24 protein-coding genes are annotated in these 17,878 nt (G+C 60.5%); 12 read left to right on the top strand and 12 right to left on the bottom strand.

Annotated features, from left to right (window positions below; all coding sequences use genetic code 11):
• The first annotated feature begins 11 nt into the window (after positions 1–11).
• On the top strand, positions 12–1,109 hold the full coding sequence (ychF, locus tag LG281_RS16785; protein ID WP_404402738.1) for a redox-regulated ATPase YchF: 1,098 nt from the start codon (positions 12–14) through the stop codon (positions 1,107–1,109).
• Positions 1,110–1,366: 257 nt separating this feature from the next.
• Complete coding sequence (locus LG281_RS16780; protein WP_404402736.1) at positions 1,367–2,263, top strand: PAS domain-containing protein; 897 nt, start codon at positions 1,367–1,369, stop codon at positions 2,261–2,263.
• Positions 2,264–2,279: 16 nt separating this feature from the next.
• Here the strand turns inward: LG281_RS16780 and LG281_RS16775 are convergent, their stop codons facing one another.
• Entirely contained in the window at positions 2,280–2,471 is a 192-nt protein-coding gene (locus tag LG281_RS16775; RefSeq protein ID WP_404402733.1) for a hypothetical protein, read from the bottom strand.
• A 155-nt stretch (positions 2,472–2,626) separates the two neighbouring features.
• Here LG281_RS16775 and LG281_RS16770 point away from each other — a divergent pair, with 155 nt between their 5' ends.
• The 4 genes from LG281_RS16770 (at position 2,627) to LG281_RS16755 (ending at position 4,752) form a co-directional block, all read left to right on the top strand.
• Entirely contained in the window at positions 2,627–3,283 is a 657-nt protein-coding gene (locus tag LG281_RS16770; RefSeq protein WP_404402731.1) for a hypothetical protein, read from the top strand.
• A gap of 61 nt (positions 3,284–3,344) precedes the next feature.
• Positions 3,345–3,854: a MaoC family dehydratase gene (locus LG281_RS16765; protein WP_404402728.1), complete on the top strand. Its 510-nt coding sequence runs from the start codon at positions 3,345–3,347 to the stop codon at positions 3,852–3,854.
• Positions 3,851–4,402: a MaoC/PaaZ C-terminal domain-containing protein gene (locus tag LG281_RS16760; RefSeq protein ID WP_404402726.1), complete on the top strand. Its 552-nt coding sequence runs from the start codon at positions 3,851–3,853 to the stop codon at positions 4,400–4,402. The genes LG281_RS16765 and LG281_RS16760 overlap by 4 nt, the downstream gene beginning before the upstream one ends.
• The gene (locus LG281_RS16755) at positions 4,399–4,752 is read left to right on the top strand and encodes a DUF423 domain-containing protein (RefSeq protein WP_404402724.1); all 354 of its coding nucleotides are present in this window, start codon (positions 4,399–4,401) and stop codon (positions 4,750–4,752) included. The genes LG281_RS16760 and LG281_RS16755 overlap by 4 nt, the downstream gene beginning before the upstream one ends.
• Positions 4,753–4,919: 167 nt before the next feature.
• On the opposite strand, the gene LG281_RS16750 is transcribed toward LG281_RS16755, so the two are convergent.
• Positions 4,920–5,315 (bottom strand): winged helix-turn-helix transcriptional regulator, encoded by a 396-nt coding sequence (locus tag LG281_RS16750; protein WP_404402722.1) that lies wholly within the window; start codon positions 5,313–5,315, stop codon positions 4,920–4,922.
• A gap of 90 nt (positions 5,316–5,405) precedes the next feature.
• Here LG281_RS16750 and LG281_RS16745 point away from each other — a divergent pair, with 90 nt between their 5' ends.
• Positions 5,406–6,251 carry an SDR family oxidoreductase gene (locus LG281_RS16745; protein ID WP_404402720.1) on the top strand — a complete coding sequence of 282 codons (846 nt, stop codon included), beginning with the start codon at positions 5,406–5,408 and terminating at the stop codon, positions 6,249–6,251.
• A 13-nt stretch (positions 6,252–6,264) separates the two neighbouring features.
• Positions 6,265–6,729, top strand: a complete 465-nt coding sequence (locus LG281_RS16740; protein WP_404402718.1) for a nuclear transport factor 2 family protein — start codon at positions 6,265–6,267, stop codon at positions 6,727–6,729.
• A 65-nt stretch (positions 6,730–6,794) separates the two neighbouring features.
• Here LG281_RS16740 and apt read toward each other — a convergent pair whose 3' ends face one another.
• From apt to petA, 6 genes are all read right to left on the bottom strand, one after another.
• Positions 6,795–7,328: an adenine phosphoribosyltransferase gene (gene apt, locus LG281_RS16735; RefSeq protein WP_404402716.1), complete on the bottom strand. Its 534-nt coding sequence runs from the start codon at positions 7,326–7,328 to the stop codon at positions 6,795–6,797.
• Between the two features lie 339 nt (positions 7,329–7,667).
• A complete protein-coding gene (locus LG281_RS16730; protein ID WP_404402714.1) occupies positions 7,668–8,534 on the bottom strand; it encodes an S-methyl-5'-thioadenosine phosphorylase in 867 nt (288 codons plus the stop codon).
• Between the two features lie 3 nt (positions 8,535–8,537).
• Complete coding sequence (locus tag LG281_RS16725; protein WP_404402712.1) at positions 8,538–8,753, bottom strand: hypothetical protein; 216 nt, start codon at positions 8,751–8,753, stop codon at positions 8,538–8,540.
• Between the two features lie 130 nt (positions 8,754–8,883).
• Complete coding sequence (locus LG281_RS16720) at positions 8,884–9,717, bottom strand: cytochrome c1 (protein WP_404402710.1); 834 nt, start codon at positions 9,715–9,717, stop codon at positions 8,884–8,886.
• Positions 9,718–9,736: 19 nt separating this feature from the next.
• Positions 9,737–10,999 carry a cytochrome bc complex cytochrome b subunit gene (locus LG281_RS16715; protein ID WP_404402708.1) on the bottom strand — a complete coding sequence of 421 codons (1,263 nt, stop codon included), beginning with the start codon at positions 10,997–10,999 and terminating at the stop codon, positions 9,737–9,739.
• A gap of 14 nt (positions 11,000–11,013) precedes the next feature.
• Positions 11,014–11,538: a ubiquinol-cytochrome c reductase iron-sulfur subunit gene (gene petA, locus LG281_RS16710; RefSeq protein ID WP_404402706.1), complete on the bottom strand. Its 525-nt coding sequence runs from the start codon at positions 11,536–11,538 to the stop codon at positions 11,014–11,016.
• 224 nt (positions 11,539–11,762) lie between these two features.
• On the opposite strand from petA, the gene LG281_RS16705 reads away from it, so the two are divergent.
• From LG281_RS16705 to LG281_RS16695, 3 genes are all read left to right on the top strand, one after another.
• Entirely contained in the window at positions 11,763–12,239 is a 477-nt protein-coding gene (locus tag LG281_RS16705) for a tRNA (cytidine(34)-2'-O)-methyltransferase (RefSeq protein ID WP_404402704.1), read from the top strand.
• Positions 12,236–13,123, top strand: coding sequence for an oxygen-dependent coproporphyrinogen oxidase (gene hemF / locus LG281_RS16700; protein WP_404402702.1), 888 nt, complete (start codon positions 12,236–12,238; stop codon positions 13,121–13,123). The genes LG281_RS16705 and hemF overlap by 4 nt, the downstream gene beginning before the upstream one ends.
• Positions 13,124–13,199: 76 nt before the next feature.
• Positions 13,200–13,394, top strand: a complete 195-nt coding sequence (locus LG281_RS16695) for a DUF1059 domain-containing protein (RefSeq protein ID WP_404402700.1) — start codon at positions 13,200–13,202, stop codon at positions 13,392–13,394.
• On the opposite strand, the gene LG281_RS16690 is transcribed toward LG281_RS16695, so the two are convergent.
• Genes LG281_RS16690 through LG281_RS16680 form a run of 3 tightly spaced genes read right to left on the bottom strand, consistent with a single transcriptional unit; the run spans position 13,391 to position 15,786 of the window.
• Positions 13,391–14,608 carry a CCA tRNA nucleotidyltransferase gene (locus LG281_RS16690; protein ID WP_404402698.1) on the bottom strand — a complete coding sequence of 406 codons (1,218 nt, stop codon included), beginning with the start codon at positions 14,606–14,608 and terminating at the stop codon, positions 13,391–13,393. The genes LG281_RS16695 and LG281_RS16690 overlap by 4 nt on opposite strands.
• Positions 14,605–15,231, bottom strand: a complete 627-nt coding sequence (locus LG281_RS16685; RefSeq protein WP_404402696.1) for a CoA pyrophosphatase — start codon at positions 15,229–15,231, stop codon at positions 14,605–14,607. Before LG281_RS16685 ends, LG281_RS16690 begins: the two co-directional genes overlap by 4 nt.
• A gap of 9 nt (positions 15,232–15,240) precedes the next feature.
• Positions 15,241–15,786 (bottom strand): GNAT family N-acetyltransferase, encoded by a 546-nt coding sequence (locus tag LG281_RS16680; RefSeq protein ID WP_404402694.1) that lies wholly within the window; start codon positions 15,784–15,786, stop codon positions 15,241–15,243.
• A 269-nt stretch (positions 15,787–16,055) separates the two neighbouring features.
• On the opposite strand from LG281_RS16680, the gene LG281_RS16675 reads away from it, so the two are divergent.
• On the top strand, positions 16,056–17,015 hold the full coding sequence (locus LG281_RS16675; RefSeq protein ID WP_404402692.1) for a glutathione S-transferase family protein: 960 nt from the start codon (positions 16,056–16,058) through the stop codon (positions 17,013–17,015).
• A gap of 3 nt (positions 17,016–17,018) precedes the next feature.
• On the opposite strand, the gene LG281_RS16670 is transcribed toward LG281_RS16675, so the two are convergent.
• Positions 17,019–17,651, bottom strand: coding sequence for an NUDIX domain-containing protein (locus LG281_RS16670; RefSeq protein WP_404402690.1), 633 nt, complete (start codon positions 17,649–17,651; stop codon positions 17,019–17,021).
• Positions 17,652–17,878: the final 227 nt, after the last annotated feature.

Genomic DNA, 17,878 nt, shown 5'->3' with positions numbered 1-17,878 from the left:
GGTAATTCCCGATGGGTTTTAAATGCGGCATCGTCGGCCTGCCCAATGTGGGCAAGTCCACGCTCTTTAACGCACTCACGCAGACCGCCGCCGCGCAGGCGGCAAACTTTCCGTTCTGCACCATCGAACCGAATATCGGTGAGGTCTCGGTGCCCGACGAACGCCTCGACAAGCTGGTCGAGATCGGCAAATCGCAGACCAAAATCCCCGCCCGCCTCTCCTTTGTCGACATTGCCGGGCTCGTTAAAGGCGCGTCCAAGGGTGAAGGTCTTGGCAACCAGTTCCTCGCCAATATCCGCGAATGCGACGCCATAGCCTATGTGCTGCGCTGCTTCGAAAACGATGACATTGTCCATGTCGCCGGCAAGGTTGACCCGCTCACCGACGCCGAGGTGGTCGAAACCGAGCTGATGCTTGCCGATCTCGAAAGCCTCGAAAAGCGCATTCCCGCTCTCGAAAAGAAGGCCAAGGGCCAGGACAAGGAAGCCAAACTTACCCTTGAATTGGTCAACCGTGCCAAGGCCATTCTCGAGGACGGCAAGCCTGCACGTCTTACCGAGCGCTCCGCAGAGGAAGAAAAGGCCTTCAAGGAACTCCAGCTTCTGACCGCCAAGCCGGTCCTCTACGTCTGCAATGTCGATGAAGCCGCTGCTGCCGAAGGCAACGCATTGACCGAAAAGGTCGCCGAATACGCCAAGGGCCAGGATGCCCGCATGGTGATCATTTCAGCCGAGATCGAAGCCGAACTCGCCAGCCTCGACCCTGCTGACCGCGCCGACTATCTCGAATCCCTCGGCCTCAAGGAGCCAGGTCTCAACCGCCTGATCCGCGAGGGCTACAAGCTCCTGCACTTGCAGACCTATTTCACCGTCGGCCCCAAAGAGGCCCGTGCCTGGACCATCCCCGTGGGTACCAAGGCGCCGCAGGCCGCCGGCGTCATCCATACCGACTTCGAACGCGGCTTCATCCGCGCCCAGACCATCGCCTATGACGATTTCGTCGCTTTGGGCGGCGAAGTCGCAGCAAAGGAAGCCGGCAAGGCGCGCGATGAAGGCAAGGAGTACGTCGTCAAGGACGGCGACGTGATGCTTTTCAAGTTCAATACCTAAGCAGGTTCCGCAAGAGCATGCCCTCGGGCTTGACCCGAGGGTGGCCCATGGTTTTGCGACAAGAGCCCGCGACAAACAAACGAATCTAAGCAGACATTTGTGGGGAAACCCAGGAATGTCTGCTTGGAGCCCGACCGAAAACTCGGCGGTTGGGCTTTTAGGGTCTGGACCTATAAATCTCTGCGGGATCGGATTAAGCGCCGTTTAGGGTTGTCTGGCTAAAATGCTCGCAAAGCGCTCATCGGCGAGAAAGGCATATGTCCAACATTCCGCTTTCAGCAGAGCTCAACAAAAGCGTGCTCCACAATGACTGGGGCAAGCACGCTTATTACTCGGCGGCGACCTTGCAGTTGCTCGAGCATCACCTCGGCGTCGGCGTGTGGCGGCTTGAACTTCCCGCCGGGCATATCTTTGCCTCGGACCGCACCTTCGAAATCTATGGGCTGGAGCCGACCCGCGAGCCGGTATCCCTGCGCACCGTTATCGACATTCTGGTGCGCGAGGACCGCCGGCGAGCCGTCGACTTGCTCAGTCAAGCCATCGAGCAAAAATGCGGCTATAAATATGTCCTCAGGATCAACGGCCCGTCCGGCCAGCTCCGGATCGTCGAATGCACCGCCGACGTCGAGGTCAACAAAGCCGGCGACGTTGTCGCTGTCGTCGGCACAGCGCGGGATATCTCGGACATTTACCACCCCGCCGGTGCCATCGTAGGCCGCAGCCTGCTCCTGCGCGCACTCATGAAGAACGTGCCCGCCGCGATCGCCATTCTTGACAGCGACATGAACTATATTGCGGTGAGCGACTACTGGGCCGCCGGCCACGGCAAGTCTGGTGCGCAAGAGCTGATCGGCCGCAACCACTACGTCGAGCACCCCTATCTTTCCGACGAGGTCAAACGCGAACACCGCTCCGTTCTCGCTGGCAGTACACTCAGGCGCCCGCGCGCTTACCTCAAAAACGCCGCCGGCCATCCCATCCAACAGACATGCGTGATGGCGCCCTGGTATGATGCCAGCGGAAAAGTCGGCGGTATGATGCTCATGCTCAGCACAGTCGATCAATCCAACACATTACCCAAGGATAAGGCTACGACGGCCCTGCCGACCAAAAGAGAGCTGCTCGGTATTTTGGAAGAGGTAATGGCTGGGTAAAACCGGCCATCTCCCATCAACTATATTTCCGACGCATCCCGGATCCAACGCACTTCCACGGCGCCCCATGTCGCTCCCGGACACCGCGCTGCCCATTGCCGTGCCGCGTCTTCGTCGCCACCATCTGCCCCATGAATTTACCCATCTCCTCGGGCGGAATGCTCGCACCAGCCTGTTCATCGGCATGAAGCATCAAAAGGTACCGCATCGCGAAATCCTCCTTTTGGTTTCTTCGCACGGTTGTACATCCCCATGTCGCATGAACTTGCCCCATTTCGACATGCAGCCCGGAATTTCCGCAGTGGGAACGTCTTGCGACCATCTCCGTTGCCCGCCAAAGCAATCGACAATGGGCATATGACCATGTCCGACCCGACACAGTCCGCCATAGTCAAGACCTTGCTCGAGGTTCACGGCCGGACCTATTGCGCCGAGCTCGGGATCGACATCGAAAAGAATACCCCTTCGCCCCTCTTCCGTTGGCTCTGCGCTGCTATCCTCTTTAGCGCCCGCATCGGTGCGGCACAGGCGGCAAAAGCCGCAAAAGCCCTTGCAAACAACGGCCTGACTACACCCAAGAAAATGGCCAACGCCACCTGGGAGCATCGTGTTCGCATCCTCAACCAAAACGGCTACGCCCGCTACGACGAAAGCACCTCGCGCATGCTCGGCGACACTTCGAACATGCTCATCGAGACCTATGGCGGCGACCTGCGCAAGCTGCGCGACAAAGCTGAGCGAGACCCGAAAGCCATGCGCAACGCGCTCAAGCAATTCAAGGGCCTGGGCGATGTCGGGGTCGACATCTTCTTCCGCGAAGTCCAGTCGCCCTGGCCCGAACTCTACCCTTTCGCCGACAAAAAGAGCCTCGCCGCTGCAAAGGAACTCAACCTGGGCAGCGACGCAGAAACGCTGGCCAAACACGTCTCCAAAGCCGACTATCCCCGGCTCCTGACCGCGCTGGTGCGCACGAGCCTAGGCAAGGATTTCGAGACCATCCGCGAACGTATCTCCCAATGACTGCCCCTTGCTTCGACGGGCGACATGGTTCAAATTACGGATTGACGTATAGGATAACAAAATGCCCAATCCGATAACCGCTGATCGGCGCCATTACGAGGATATCTCCATCGGCGAAAGCATCGCCCTTGGCCCGCGCAAGATCACCAAGCGCGACATCATCGCCTTCGCCTCCGAGTTCGATCCCTTCCCGTTCCACCTCGACGAGAAGGCCGCAAAGCAGAGCCTTTTGGGCGGGCTCGCCGCCAGCGGCTGGCAGACCGGTGCGCTCTCGCTGCGTATGCTGGTCGACGAATTCCTCTCGAAAATCGCCTCCATGGGCGGGTTGGGCTTCACCAATCTCAAATGGAAAAAGCCGGTGATGAAGAACGATACCATCTCGGGCACCGCCACGATCACCTCCCTGCGCCGCTCGAAAACCCACCCCGAAATGGCAATCATCACCATCGCCCTCGATATGCGCAACCAGAAAGGTCAGCAGGTGATGACGCTTAACCTCGCCAACCTCGTCGAGGTCCGCAATCCCGGCGCTCCGATCCCTGAGGACGCCCACGAGGAACTCGCGCTATGACACGTTGGTACGAAGAGGTCGCGCTCGACACCGCCTACGATCTCGGCACCCACACCTTCACCACCGAGGAGATCATCCGCTTCGGCACGCTTTACGACCCGCAATATTTCCACACCGACCCCGAAGCGGCCAAGCACTCCCATTTCGGTGGCCTCGTCGCGTCGGGTTGGCACACGGTGAGCGTCGGGCACCGCAAAATGGTCGACCGGCTCTTTGCCGAAGCCGATATCGTGCGCGAGGAAGGCGGCGAACCTGGCGTTTCCGGCCCCTCCCCCGGCGTCAACCGCATGGATTTCCACGCCCCTGTCCGTCCCGGCGATACCGTGCGCTACACACTGACCGTCACCGGCAAGCGTCATTCGAACTCGATCCCCGGCTGGGGCCTCCTCTTCAACCTCCTCGAAGCGCACAACCAGAACGATCAGCTCGTCTACAGCGCCGACATCGTCGGCTTCTCCAAGCTCCGCGACTACAAGATGCCCCTCCGGCTCAAGGCCCTTATGGCGCTGAGCCAATTGCCCGGTATCGGCAGGCTGATCCGCAAATGACAGCTTCCCGCCTTCTTGCCGCCCTTGCCGGTCTCCTGGGCGCAGCCGGCGTCGCCGCGGCAGCCGGATCGAACCATACCGGCAGCGCGCTGCTCGGCCCGCTCTCTCTGATCGCCCTGACGCACGCGCCCGCGCTTCTCGCGCTCTCACTCTTCCGTCCCGCCGAGCGCCGCATGTCCATTGCAGCGCTCGTCCTCGCGCTCGGCGCACTGGTCTTCTGCGCCGATCTCGCAGCGCGACAATTCCTCGGCTCCCCTCTCTTCACCTTCGCCGCGCCACTGGGCGGCATCATGATGATCGCCGGCTGGCTGTCGGTCGGGCTTTTCGGGTTTCTCCGGACACGCCCTTGACAGGACAATTGCCCCAATGAGTCGAGGAAGGGGTTGGCCTGGAACTGCCGGATATTTTGTGCTTGAGATCTGTCGCTAGCTCGGGGTGATAGCCAGGTAGCGCCTTGCCGGGTCGTTGCCCTCGAACTCAGGCAATGCAGTCTTGGCCGCCTGACGCGCGCGGCGCGTCAATCCACCACCTCGTTCCCGGCGCCGATCCGGTACATATTGATCTCGATCCAATCCACAAGCCCGCGCACCTTCTCGGCCACTTCCTCGCCCATGGGCGTCAAGCTGTATTCCACATGCGGCGGTACGACCGGATAGGAGACCCGGTTCACGAACCCGTCCTCCTCAAGCCATTGCAACGTTTGTGCAAGCATCCGCTCCGACACCCCGCCGATCTTGCGGCGCAGTTCGCTGAACCGGTGCGTTCCCGCCTGCAGCGCCACCAGTACCAGAACGCCCCATCGGCTGGTCACATGCTTGAGAACTTCACGCGAAGGACAGGCTTCGGCGAAAATATGCCCGCGCGCCATCGCTTCAGAGAGCGGTACCCGCCGGCCTTTGATGGTTTCCGACATTTTTCCAAACTTACCTTTATGTGCGTACTTACGAAAAGTAATTGACATATTTATATGGGAACTCCTCAAACCCAACAAGGAGTTTCAAAAATGCTCGCTGTCACAGGTGCAACCGGCCAACTAGGCCGCTTCGTCATCCAGTCACTCAACGAAAAAGGTCTCGCCGATCAGGTCGTCGCACTCGTCCGCGACCCCGCCAAGGCCACCGATCTCGGCGTTGCCGTCCGTCAGGCAGACTACGACAAGCCCGAAACTCTCGCCCCTGCGCTTGAAGGCGTCGACAAGCTTTTGCTGATTTCTTCAAGTGAGGTCGGTAAGCGTGTCCCCCAGCACGAAGCCGTCATCGAAGCCGCCAAGGCCACCGGCGTTGGGCAGATCGTCTATACGAGCATCCTGCGTGCCGACACGACGGAAATTCCGCTTGCGGACGAACACCGTCCCACCGAGGCCGCGATCAAGGCGTCCGGCATCCCCTACGTGTTCCTGCGCAACGGCTGGTACACCGAGAATTATACGGGCGCTCTCGGCGGCGCCATTGCGAGCGGTGCACTGATTGGCTCTTCTGCCGACGGCAAGCTCAGCCTCGCCACCCGCGCCGACTACGCCGAAGCGGCGGCGGCGGTCCTTTCCGGTGAAGGCCACGAAGGCAATATCTACGAACTGGCCGGTGATGAAGCGGTGACCGCCGCCGACCTCGCCGCCGAAGTCTCGCGCCAGACCGGTAAACCACTCCCCTATACCTACCTCCCTCCAGCCGAATACGCAGCGGTACTTACCCAGATCGGTCTGCCCGAAGGCTACGCGCAAGCGATCGCCGCCTCCGACGATGCCGCCTCGCGTGGTGCGCTCCATGAAGAGAGCAAAACCCTCAGCAAACTCATAGGCCGCCCGACGACGCCGCTCTCCACAGCCGTCGCCGACGCGCTCGCGGCATAAGGCAGGACTCATCATGCTGAGAACCGCAATTCTCGCCGCAACGGCGATCATGGTCGCGGCGCCGGCCCTTGCCGCTGATTGTGTCGGCGAAGGCCTCACTGGACTTGAATACAACAAAGCCGTCGTCACGGCCTTCTACGAAACCGCCGTCAACGAAAAAGATCCCGCTGGCGCTGTCGCCTGCTATGTTGGCGATGAGTACATCCAGCACAATCCCTTGGCTGCCGACGGCCCGGAGGCGTTCATCGCCGCCTTCGAGGGTTGGACCGCAGCCGCGCCCGACATCCATCTCGATATCAAACGCGTCATTGCCGAAGGCGATCTCGTCGTGACCCACGCACATCTGCGCCAGGGACCCGACGACCTGGGCATGGCCGCGATGGACATTTTCAGGATCGAAGACGGCAAAATCGTCGAGCATTGGGATGCTGTTCAGCCGGTCCCAGCCGAAGCCGCCAACGACAATACGATGTTCTAGAAAACCGCTGGCCGCTTTTGCCGACGGAGGGTGCTTCGGCCCCCTCCGCCGCGCATTGGGTTCTCCTAATGCCCTTCGAACGCAACAAGCGCCTCGACATCGACACCGAGCGCGCGCACTTTCTCCGCCCCGCCGATTTCGGGCAAATCGATCACGAAGCCTGCATTTTCCACCGTCGCGCCCGTCCGGCGCAGCAGCGAGACGGCAGCAACCGCCGTGCCTCCGGTGGCGATCAGGTCGTCGATAAGCAACACGTTATCGTCCTTGCCCACCGCATCGGCATGGATTTCGATCGTATCGACACCATATTCGAGCGCGTAGTTCTGCCCGATCGTCTCGCCAGGCAGCTTGCCCGCCTTGCGCACGGGCACGAACCCGGCCTCAAGCGCGATGGCGACCCCTGCACCGAAAATGAACCCGCGCGCCTCGATCCCCGCGACCTTGGTTATGCCCTTGCCCCGGAACCGCATCGCAATCTGTTCGATGCTCGCGCGAAACCCATCCGAATCCTCGATAAGCGATGTGATGTCGCGGAATATGATCCCCTTCTTGGGGTAATCGGGGATCGATCGGATGAGAGATTTGATGTCGGTGGGCATAAACGGGTCCGCCTGGCTGGAGCGTTTCCAGCAAAAGTGGGCACCACTTTTGCGGTTCGGGAACGCGACAAAACAAGAATTCAGCGCCCAATTTTGATTCTATCAAATTTGGGCTTTGAATGGTTAGGCGTGCGCGATCCAATCACGATTCAGACAAAGGGAAAAGGTCTTTAAGAGACTTAGGACACGAGCGAGAATAACTGCGTCGGATCGCGCCGGGATTTTTGGTCCTGGCAAGGAGCGATCAGCCGGGAATATCGGGATATTTCCGGCTCGGCCGCGACACCGCCAGGAACGAAAAGACCAAGCGAGGCGTTGCAGTTATTCTTGCGAGTGTCCTTACCCCAGAACCCGCCCCGCCACAGCGCCGAGTTTCGCAACAAGCACCGGATCGCGCTTGGCTGGCGCTGTCATGATCGCCCCGTCGAGCGCCACCCGCGCCGCGTCGGGCACGACCCCGCGCGGAAAACTGCGTGCGATTTCGGCGATGAGCGCCTGGGCATTAGCTGTATTGGCCTTGAGTGTCGCGATGACCGTTGCGACGTCCACATGATCGTGGTCAGGATGCCAGCAATCGTAATCGGTGACCATCGCGATGGTTGCATAGGGCAATTCCGCCTCACGCGCCAACTTGGCTTCGGGCAACGCCGTCATGCCGATCAAATGCGCCCCCATCGCGCGATAGCCCTCGCTTTCGGCACGCGTTGAAAACTGCGGCCCTTCCATCACAACCAGCGTACCGCCCATATGGTGCGGAATGCCGCACGTTACCGCTGCCTTCTGGGCATGCGTTGCCAGATGTGGAGAGACCGGATGACCAAATCCCACATGCGCAACGCAGCCATTACCGAAATAGCTCGTCTCCCGCGCGAACGTCCGGTCAATGTACTGATCGACGAAAACGAAATCCCCCGGCGCCATGTCCTCGCGCAACGAACCGACCGCCGAAACGCTGTAGAGATCGGTGACCCCCGCACGCTTGAGTGCATCGATATTGGCGCGATAGTTGATCCCCGAAGGCGATAGCCGATGCCCCCGCTCATGCCGGGGCAGAAAACGCAACTCCAATCCGCCGAACTGCGCATGGAGAATGGCATCCGACGGTTCGCCCCAAGGGCTCTCCACAACCCGCCATTCCGGAGCCTCGAGCCCGGGCAGATCGTAGACCCCGGATCCGCCGATGATACCGAGAACCGGCGCTGTCACGCCTTAAAAATACCGGTTGGGCGGCACGACCTTCGCGCTCAGCTCGCCAGCTTTCCGCGCTGCCCGTTTCGTTGCCTCTAGGGCCGCACGCTTGTTGTCTTCACTCACCAATTCCCCGGCAATGCGCGGCGCATTCCGGATCGCGTTGCGCACCATCGGATGCCGGCTGGCGCTCAACGCGACGAAAAAGGCGTTACGGGCAACGTTGAATGCGGACATAACCTCCTCCGGTCGCGATCGAATGCGTGTGTGTAACAATGGGCAACGTCGGCGCCGCAATCAAGTCCAAACGGCGCAAAAAGAAAGGGCCCGTAAATGGGCCCTTTCGAAGGTTTCCTGCAATCTGTGCCTAATGCGCGTCCCGCCAGATGCGGCGCTTGACCAGATACATCAGGATGGCAAAGCCGATGAGGAAGATGATAACCCGGAATCCGAGTTCCTTACGGTGCACCATGTGCGGATCGGCTGTCCACTGCAGGAACGCAGCAATGTCACGTGCATATTGATCCACCGTCTCGGGCGTTCCTTCACCCTCATAGTCGATCATGCCGTCCGCCAGCGGTGGCGGCATGGCTATGGAATGGCCATCGAAGAAGGCGTTGTAATACTGCCCCGGCTGCATTTCGACACCCTCGGGCGCCTCTTCATAGCTCGTGAGCAGATTATAGATATAGTCAGCCCCGCCTTCCTGATACGCGGTGAAATAGGTGAAGATCCACCACGGGAATTCCAGATGGATCGACCGCGCCTTCGCCATCAGCGAAAGGTCGGGCGGCAGAGCACCGCCATTGGCATCCCGCGCGATTTGATCGGACGGGAACGGATCCGGCCACCGGTCGGCAGGAATGCCCTCGCGCTCGCCACCTTCGGCCTCCGGGTCAGCAATGGTGAACTGCTCGGCGAGCGCCCGCACCTGTTCTTCCGAATATTCCGGCCCGCCGGGCTCGGAGAGATTGCGGAAGGCGATATACTCAAGGCCATGGCAGCTTGAGCAGCTCTGGCTGAAAATCTGGAAACCGCGCCGAAGCTGGTTTTGGTCATAGGTGCCGAATACGCCGGCGAATGACCAGTTCTGCTGCTCGGCATGCGCCGCTTCCCCTTCTGCCGCGGCCCCGGGGGCCGTCGAGAAAGCAAGGGACAGCGTGAGGATGAGGGCGCCGAGGAGTGTCTTTTTCTCAGTCATTATCTTTCCCCTGGCCCGATCAGGCCGTAGCCTTCTTGTCCGAGCCCAGAACGCTTTCCGAAATGCTCGCCGGCAACGGCGCCGGCGTTTCGATCCGCGAGAGCAGCGGCAGGATGATCAGGAAATAAGCGAAATAGTAAGCCGTGCACAATTTGGCGATGACGACATACACACCCTCGGCCGGCTGCGCACCGAGATAAGCGAGCGCAATGAAATTCACCACGAACAGCCAATAGAACGGCTTGAACAGCGGCCGGAACGTACCCGAACGCACTTTCGAACCATCGAGCCATGGCAGCGCGAACAGAATGAGCAGCGAGCCGCCCATGACGATAACGCCGCCGAGCTTGGAGTTGATGAACAAGACGTTGAAGTCGATCGCACGCAGCATCGCGTAGTACGGCAGCAGGTACCATTCGGGCACGATATGTGCCGGGGTCACCTGCGGATTGCCCGGAATATAGTTGTCCGGGTGCCCCAGAATATCAGGTGCGAAGAACACGAACCAGGCAAACGGGATCAGGAACACGATGATCGCGAACAAGTCTTTCATCGTGAAATACGGATGGAACGGCAGCGTATCGCGGCTTTCCTTCACGTCAACGCCCGTGGGATTATTGTTGCCCGGCACGTGCAACGCCCAGATGTGCAGCACCACTACCGCCGCAATGATGAACGGCAAGAGGTAGTGCAGCGAGAAGAACCGGTTGAGCGTCGGATTGGCGACCGAGAACCCGCCTAATAGCAGCGTCTGGATCGGCTCGCCGATAATCGGCAGCGCCGAGAAGATCCCGGTGATCACGGTCGCGCCCCAGAGGCTCATCTGCCCCCATGGCAACACGTAACCCATGAACGCAGTTGCCATCATCAGAATGAAGATGATGACGCCGAGCATCCAAAGCACTTCACGCGGCGACTTGTAAGAGCCGTAATAAAGCCCGCGGAAGATGTGGATATAGACCGCCGCAAAGAACATCGAGGCGCCCACCGCGTGGGTCCCCTGGATGATGCGGCCGTAATTAACGTCGCGCTGGATGTGCTGGATCGACGCAAACGCCAGATCCACATGCGGCGTATAATGCATCACCAGAATGATACCGGTGACGATCTGCACCACGAGCATGAAAGCGAGAATACCGCCGAAGGTCCACCAATAGTTGAGATTCTTCGGGGTTGGAAAGTCCATCAGGTGTTCTTTGGAGAACCTGACGATGGGCAGACGTTCGTCGAGCCAGCGCTCGAATCCGTTGCCCGGCGTATAACTACCAGCGTGATTGGCCATGCCTCAGATTCCCCTTAGCCGATCTGGACAACAGTGTCGGAAATGAACTCGTAGGGTGGAACCACCAGGTTCAGAGGTGCCGGGCCGCTACGGATACGCCCGGAAGTGTCGTAGACCGACCCGTGGCATGGACAGAACCATCCGTCATAGGCGCCCGCCTCACCGACCGGAACACAGCCCAGATGTGTGCAGTTCGCGATCATGATGAGCCATTCGGAATGACCCTCCTTGACGCGTGCCTCATCGGGCTCAGGGTCCTTGAGTTCGGAAAGCGGCGTCGCCCGCGCTTCCTCGATTTCCTCAGGCGTGCGGTGCCGCACGAAGACCGGCAGACCGCGCCACATGATGGTGACGGTCGATCCCTCCTCGACCGGAGACAGGTCGTACTGAATCGAGGCCAGCGCCAGAACGGACGCATCGGGATTGAGTTGATGGATAAGTGGCCAGGCTATGCCGCCCAGGGCCACTGCCCCTGCAGCGCCGGTTGCGATATAGAGAAAATCGCGCCGTGTCGCTTTTGTTTCGCTCGCTGTCGCCAAAGCTAGATCCCCGTAAGGCCTGTACAAAACAATTCAATCCGCTTCCGGCCCCGAGAAATGCCCGCCCTTTCGCGTACACGACTCGGCCCGGACCACCGGTAGGCGGCGCGGATTTTTGGGTTCTTTTTGCACTGTCTTAGCCGCTTGTCCAGACATCGGGGACGTGACTTGCCCCATCTGCGACACTATACCCACCTAACTTTCGACCAAATGGAGCCACGATTTTGGCCGCTGCAATCGCGCTTGCGCTCTATCAGCCCGATATCGCGCTCAATACCGGCACGCTTCTGCGCCTCGGTGCGTGTCTTGATGTGCCAGTGCATGTGATTCACCCCACCGGCTTTCCCTTCTCCCGCACCACGCTCAAGCGCTCCGGCCTCGACTATCTTGACCACGTCCAGCTTATCGAACACGACAGCTTCGCGCGCTTCGACGCCTGGCGCCGCAACGAAAACCGCCGCCTCGCGCTCCTGAGCACCAAGGCCGAAACCTCCGTCTACGAGACCCGTTTCTCCCCCGGCGACATTCTCATGATGGGCCGCGAAAGTGCTGGCGTGCCCGCACCCGTCGCCGAATGCGCCGATCTGCGTCTGCGCATCCCCATGCGACAATCCATGCGTTCTCTCAACGTCGCCATTTCCGCCTCCATCGTGCTAGGGGAAGCCTTGCGCCAGACCAACTATTTTACGAGTCTTTCATGACCCTTCCTGCCGATATCGAAGCGAAGAAAGCCAAAGCCAGCGCCTGGTTCAGAAAAGTGCGCGACGATCTCTGCGCCGCCATCGAAGCCGTCGAAGCTGAGTTGACCGGACCGCAAGCGGACCGCGCTCCTGGCCGCTTCGAGCGCGAGACCTGGCACCGCACCGACCACACAGGCACCGAAGGTGGTGGCGGGGAAATGTCCATCATCAAAGGTCGCGTCTTCGAAAAGATGGGCGTCCACATCTCCACCGTTTATGGCCGCTTCTCCCCCGAATTTGCCAAACAGATTCCCGGCGCGGACGAGGACACCGACTTCTGGGCCTCCGGCGTCTCGGTCATCGCCCATCCGTGGAATCCAAACGTTCCAGCGGCACACATGAACACCCGCATGCTGGTGACCACCGATTGCTGGTTCGGCGGCGGCGGCGATCTGACCCCCGTCCTCGACGCCCGCCGCACCCAGGACGACCCTGATTCGCGCGCCTTCCACGATGCGATGAAAGCTGCCTGCGATCCCCATCCTGTAGCCGATTACCAACGCTACAAGGACTGGTGTGACGAATACTTCTTCCTGCCCCACCGCAACGAACCACGCGGCATCGGTGGCATTTTCTACGACCGCCACAATTCGGGCGATTGGGACGCCGATTTCGCCTTCACCCAGGACGTCGGCCGCGCCTTCGTCGAGGTTTACCCGGAACTCGTCCGCCGCAACTTCAACACCCCCTGGACCGAGGCCCAGCGCGAAGAGCAACTCATCCGCCGCGGCCGCTACGTCGAGTTCAACCTTCTCTACGACCGTGGCACGACCTTCGGGCTCAAGACCGGCGGCAATGTCGACTCCATTCTCTCCTCAATGCCGCCCGAGGTGCGCTGGCCTTGACCCGGCAACCTTCACACACCACCTGAAGTTCTGTGCTATACTCGCGTCCCAAACCGAAAGGAACGGAGGAAATACCATGAAACGCTTTGATGGCGGCTCGTTGATCCCCGGCGCCAACTGGCACCTTCAGGCCGAGTCCGAAGCCGAAGTGGTCCGCAAGGTGATCGAACGCATGCGCACCGAGCACGGCGAAACCGACATCCGTCCGGATATGGTCGAGCGCATCAAGGAGCGCATCGTCGACGTCAGCGACAACGGAACCCGGCACTAACTGTTATTGGATTGAGGCGGCGCAGCGAGTGCGAGCAGCGCCGCCCTGTCCGGCACGAATCCGCGTTCGATCCACATACCCTTGAGCCGCGCAAGCTCTGCGCCCAGGGCCTCCCCCGGGGCATATCCCAAAGCCTTGAGATCCCGCCCATCCAGCGGAAAGGGCGGCGGATCGATCTGCGTTAGAATCTCGACATGCCGTTCCACCCACGCATCCGGTTTGCCGCCCAGCGCAGCGCCGAGATAAACCGCGTGCAGCTTTATCTCCGGCCAGCGATAGGCCACTTCGTTCACCCTGTCCGCAAGCAGGCAGCGCGCGGCCTCCAGAATCGCCTCCGCCTCCCGCATCAGACGTGAAGACAACCGCCAGCGCGTCTTGAGATCGTCCGCGGAAAGCCCATTCTTGAGAATAATCCCCAATCGCGCCGCAAGTGCCGGCTCGGGATCGATGTGTTCATAGCGTTCAAAAACGCCCATCGCCCCGGCGACATCCATTCCTTCGGCCAGAAGCCCGATCCCGATCATCGCCGAAAGCGTGTTTCCGATCCGCGGCAGCGCAAGAAGCCGCGTCATCTCCTGCCCTACCCGTTCTGCCGAAAGCCTGGACAAATCATGGGCCGCCGCGGCGCAAGCCGCCAGCGCATCGGGATCGAACCGCTGCTCCCCATGACTGGCACAAAACCGGAAGTACCGGTAGACACGCAAGCGGTCCTCCGCCAACCGCTGTGCCGGATCGCCGATAAAGCGCACCCGCCGCGCAAGACAATCCTCGAGCCCGCCGAGCGGATCGAACAGCGTCCCGTCGCCGCCGGCGTAAAGCGCGTTCATCGTAAAATCCCGGCGCGCGGCATCCGCCTCCCAATCGGAACCGAACACCACCCGCGCATGTCGGCCATAAGTCTCGACATCCTGCCGCAGGGTCGTCACTTCCGCCGTCATGCCTCCATGCACCAGTGTCACCGTGCCGTGGTCGATTCCGGTCGGATGTGCGCCCAACCCCGCTGCCGTCGCGCGCGCCATCACGTCGTTGGGCAAAAGCGTCGTCGCAAGATCGAGATCGGTCTGCGTCCGCTCGATCCCCAAAAGCGTATCGCGCACGATTCCCCCGACCGCGCGCGTCGCGCCCGATGCCCCGTCAAGGCACGCGAAAAACGGCGCGGCGCGCGCCAGCCATTCGGCTTTCTCCAGCCGCGCGAGGGCCTCTGCCCGCCTCATACCGGCGCCTCGCCAAGTATGACCTGATCGCAAAACCGGCGCGTCAGCTCCGCCGTAATCCCCCAAATCCTATGCCCCTCATGATCGATCTGCCAGCCTCGCCGCTCCCTCCCCAAATGCATCACGCGAAAAACGCCGTAAGATTTGGGATCGATCAGCCTCTCGAGTGGAACCTCGAAAACGTCCTCCACTTCGCCTGGATTAGCCACGAACGGCGCACGCGGCTCCACGACCGCGACGACCGGCGTAATGAAGTAATTTGTCCCGGTGAAAAAATACGGCATGTAGCCCAGCACGTCGGCATCCGCCGGGTCGAGCGCTACTTCCTCATTGGCCTCTCGCAGCGCGGCATAGGCTGCGTCAGGATCCTCGGGATCGATCCGCCCACCGGGAAACGCCACCTGCCCCGAATGCCGCCGCAAGCCGGCCGACCGTTCGGTATAAAGCACGGAAAAATCGTCGCCCCGCCGAACGAGTGCGATGAGAACCGCAGCGGGCACCGGCGGACCGTCGAACGCATCAGGAAGAATGATGTCCGCGACGAGATCTTCTGCGTCCGGCATAGGCTGGGGCGAAGACAAGAGCCGCGCGCGCACCCGCGCAATATCCCGATCCGCCAGCAAGATATATTCCTATCGCGAAATGAACCGCGAAACAGGCCCTGAAAGCTTGGCGCCCATTTCCGCATCGGCAGAATGAACGAGGACGCGCGCCGGATCAACCGGACCGGGGAAGCGGATCGCATTAGGTATCGTCGGAGCGAACCCGAGCGGGCGGTAATACGCCAGATCCCCCACCAGAAGAACGAATTCAACTCCGTCCCGCTCAAGCGCGAGATCGCACACATGCTTGACCAGCGTCCGCCCCGCCCCCTGCTTGCGGAACGCCGGATCGGTCATCAGCGGTCCCAGCAGGTAGCCATTGATCCCCCCGACGCTGATGGGCGTCATCCGTACCGACGCCGCGCGCTGCCCGCCGAGTTCGGCGATCCAGCACAGACTGGGATCGACAGCAAACCGCTCTCGTACCCGGAACGCTGCGCGTGCAAAACGGCCCGGGCCAAACGAAATCTCGTGTAGTTCCTCGATCCAGGCGTCGTCGAATGGGGTCTCAAGCCGGATGGTCAGCGCTTCGGGCTTGGCCACGAAGTCCGCGGCGTGCGGCGTGGAAATGGTCATGATCGAAAATGTCCAATGCGGAGGAAGGTATGGCGACGTCGGTCCGCGCAGAGGCGCGGTAAACTAAAGTCGTCGGATATCCTGCGCAAAGGCGTACATTTCGAGCGAGCTCCATATTGAAATTTCGCAAATACCATCAGCGCGCGGGAGCGTCCACGAAAAATGCGGGATCACTGCAAAAGAAACAGGGCGTTCACCGCAATGGGGCTAATCTTTTCGAACAATCCGCCTAAATAAGACGGAATGGCACAAGGTGAAGGAAAGCGCAGATGGGACGTCTGATCGACGGCAAATGGTCAACGCAGTGGTACGACACCAAATCGACTGGCGGTAAATTCAAGCGCTCGGAATCCGCCTTCCGCAACTGGATCACCGCCGACGGATCGCCCGGCCCCACGGGCGACGGCGGCTTTGCCGCCGAAAGCGGGCGCTATCATCTCTATGTTTCCTACGCCTGCCCCTGGGCCCACCGCACCCTGATCTTCCGCGCCCTCAAAGGCCTCGAAGACCACATCACCGTTTCCGTCGTCTCCCCCAAAATGCCCGATGAAACTGGCTGGGCCTTCACCGGAGAATTGGGCTCGGACACGGACCCGCTCTTTGGTGCCGACTATCTCTGGCAGGTCTACACCAAGGCCATGCCCAACTATTCCGGCCGCGTCACCGTCCCCGCGCTCTGGGACAAAAAGACCAGCACCATCGTCTCGAACGAAAGCGCGGAAATCATCCGCATGTTCAACTCCGCTTTCAACGGGCTGACCGGTAACACCCTCGACTTCTACCCAGAAGCCAAGCGCGAGGAGATCGACAGGATCAACGCCCGCATATACGACGACATCAACAACGGCGTTTACAAAACCGGCTTCGCCACCACGCAGGAAGCCTATGAGGAAGCTGTCACCGCCCTTTTTGACGCGCTGGACTGGGTTGAAGCCATTCTTCAAAAGTCCGAATTCCTCGTGGGCGACGCGCCCACCGAAGCCGATTGGCGGCTCGTAACCACCCTCTTCCGCTTCGACGCTGTCTATGTCGGTCACTTCAAATGCAACATCCGCCGCATCGCGGATTACCCGGCGCTCTCTGCCTATCTCAAAACGCTCTACGACTGGCCGGGAATCGCCGGAACGGTCCACATGGACCACATCAAAACGCACTATTATTGGAGCCATACCACTATCAATCCGCACCGGATCGTCCCCACCGGTCCGGCGCTCGACTGGCTCGAATAGTTACTACCAAACCCCGTCCGGTGCCGCCTCTCCAGTGATCTCCGCCAACCTCCGCCGGGTCCCGGCGCTGGTCGCTTCGGGCAGATCGTCGAGTGCAAACCACCCGATTTCCCGGATTTCCGCATTGGGTCTGAACGTCTCGACGGCCTCCGCATCCGCACCGGCATAAAGCGCAACGTGATCGCGATTGGTATAGAGCGTGCTGTGGTAAAGCCCAAAGAGCTTCAGCGGCCCGCGCACCGTGTGCCCCGTTTCCTCGCGCACCTCGCGCCGCGCCGCCGCCTCGGCCGTCTCTCCCGGATCGACCCCGCCCCCTGGCAGATGCCACCCCGCAACATAGCCATGCCGCACCATGAGCACCTTGTCGCCCACGATCACCGCGCACCGCACGCCGAGCGTCAAATGCCGCGCAATGCCGACCGCCCGCAGCATCAGGGAAAATCTCAACTTTTGAAATCGGCTGGCGCCCATTAAGCTTCCCGCCACGAATTGGGACAATTGGAGGCCGATTAAAATATCGGCGGTTGCGGGCTGACGAGGGATCTTGGCCATGAACAGTGGAGAATCCGTGACGATATTGGCCGTATCGGCTTCGATCGTCCACTGTTCACAGGCGAACAAGGCCCACCAGATCAACCCGACCTTTAAATCAGGTTCTTAGGCCGCTAAACCATTTTCTTGCCATAAGCAAAGTGGCATTACTGCCCGGGCCAGTAACGCTCATGGATAGGGGTTGATTTTGCATAAATCGTTCAATGTCGAGGGTTTCCCGGCCGCCCATAGGCGCCCCTTCGCAAAGGGAAAGCTGAAGACAGTGGACGATTCACGCAAAACCCTTCGCGTGGGTCATAATCCGGCCCATG

This window comes from Pelagibacterium halotolerans (genome assembly GCF_044811015.1).
Classification (GTDB): Bacteria; Pseudomonadota; Alphaproteobacteria; order Rhizobiales; family Devosiaceae; genus Pelagibacterium; species Pelagibacterium halotolerans_A.
Note: the sequence above shows the minus strand (reverse complement) of the source record. Positions and strands in the feature narration are given on the sequence as shown.

Excerpts from the sequence above, each read along its gene's own strand:
- LG281_RS16760 (WP_404402726.1), top strand. The coding sequence starts at position 3,851 with ATGACACGTTGGTACGAAGAGGTCGCGCTCGACACCGCCTACGATCTC.
- LG281_RS16755 (WP_404402724.1), top strand. The coding sequence starts at position 4,399 with ATGACAGCTTCCCGCCTTCTTGCCGCCCTTGCCGGTCTCCTGGGCGCA.
- LG281_RS16695 (WP_404402700.1), top strand. The coding sequence starts at position 13,200 with ATGAAACGCTTTGATGGCGGCTCGTTGATCCCCGGCGCCAACTGGCAC.
- LG281_RS16740 (WP_404402718.1), top strand. The coding sequence starts at position 6,265 with ATGCTGAGAACCGCAATTCTCGCCGCAACGGCGATCATGGTCGCGGCG.
- LG281_RS16765 (WP_404402728.1), top strand. The coding sequence starts at position 3,345 with ATGCCCAATCCGATAACCGCTGATCGGCGCCATTACGAGGATATCTCC.
- LG281_RS16690 (WP_404402698.1), bottom strand. The coding sequence starts at position 14,608 with ATGAGGCGGGCAGAGGCCCTCGCGCGGCTGGAGAAAGCCGAATGGCTG.
- LG281_RS16745 (WP_404402720.1), top strand. The coding sequence starts at position 5,406 with ATGCTCGCTGTCACAGGTGCAACCGGCCAACTAGGCCGCTTCGTCATC.
- apt (WP_404402716.1), bottom strand. The coding sequence starts at position 7,328 with ATGCCCACCGACATCAAATCTCTCATCCGATCGATCCCCGATTACCCC.
- LG281_RS16725 (WP_404402712.1), bottom strand. The coding sequence starts at position 8,753 with ATGTCCGCATTCAACGTTGCCCGTAACGCCTTTTTCGTCGCGTTGAGC.
- LG281_RS16775 (WP_404402733.1), bottom strand. The coding sequence starts at position 2,471 with ATGCGGTACCTTTTGATGCTTCATGCCGATGAACAGGCTGGTGCGAGC.
- hemF (WP_404402702.1), top strand. The coding sequence starts at position 12,236 with ATGACCCTTCCTGCCGATATCGAAGCGAAGAAAGCCAAAGCCAGCGCC.
- LG281_RS16675 (WP_404402692.1), top strand. The coding sequence starts at position 16,056 with ATGGGACGTCTGATCGACGGCAAATGGTCAACGCAGTGGTACGACACC.
- LG281_RS16680 (WP_404402694.1), bottom strand. The coding sequence starts at position 15,786 with ATGACCATTTCCACGCCGCACGCCGCGGACTTCGTGGCCAAGCCCGAA.
- LG281_RS16715 (WP_404402708.1), bottom strand. The coding sequence starts at position 10,999 with ATGGCCAATCACGCTGGTAGTTATACGCCGGGCAACGGATTCGAGCGC.
- LG281_RS16720 (WP_404402710.1), bottom strand. The coding sequence starts at position 9,717 with ATGACTGAGAAAAAGACACTCCTCGGCGCCCTCATCCTCACGCTGTCC.
- LG281_RS16750 (WP_404402722.1), bottom strand. The coding sequence starts at position 5,315 with ATGTCGGAAACCATCAAAGGCCGGCGGGTACCGCTCTCTGAAGCGATG.
- LG281_RS16780 (WP_404402736.1), top strand. The coding sequence starts at position 1,367 with ATGTCCAACATTCCGCTTTCAGCAGAGCTCAACAAAAGCGTGCTCCAC.
- LG281_RS16770 (WP_404402731.1), top strand. The coding sequence starts at position 2,627 with ATGTCCGACCCGACACAGTCCGCCATAGTCAAGACCTTGCTCGAGGTT.
- ychF (WP_404402738.1), top strand. The coding sequence starts at position 12 with ATGGGTTTTAAATGCGGCATCGTCGGCCTGCCCAATGTGGGCAAGTCC.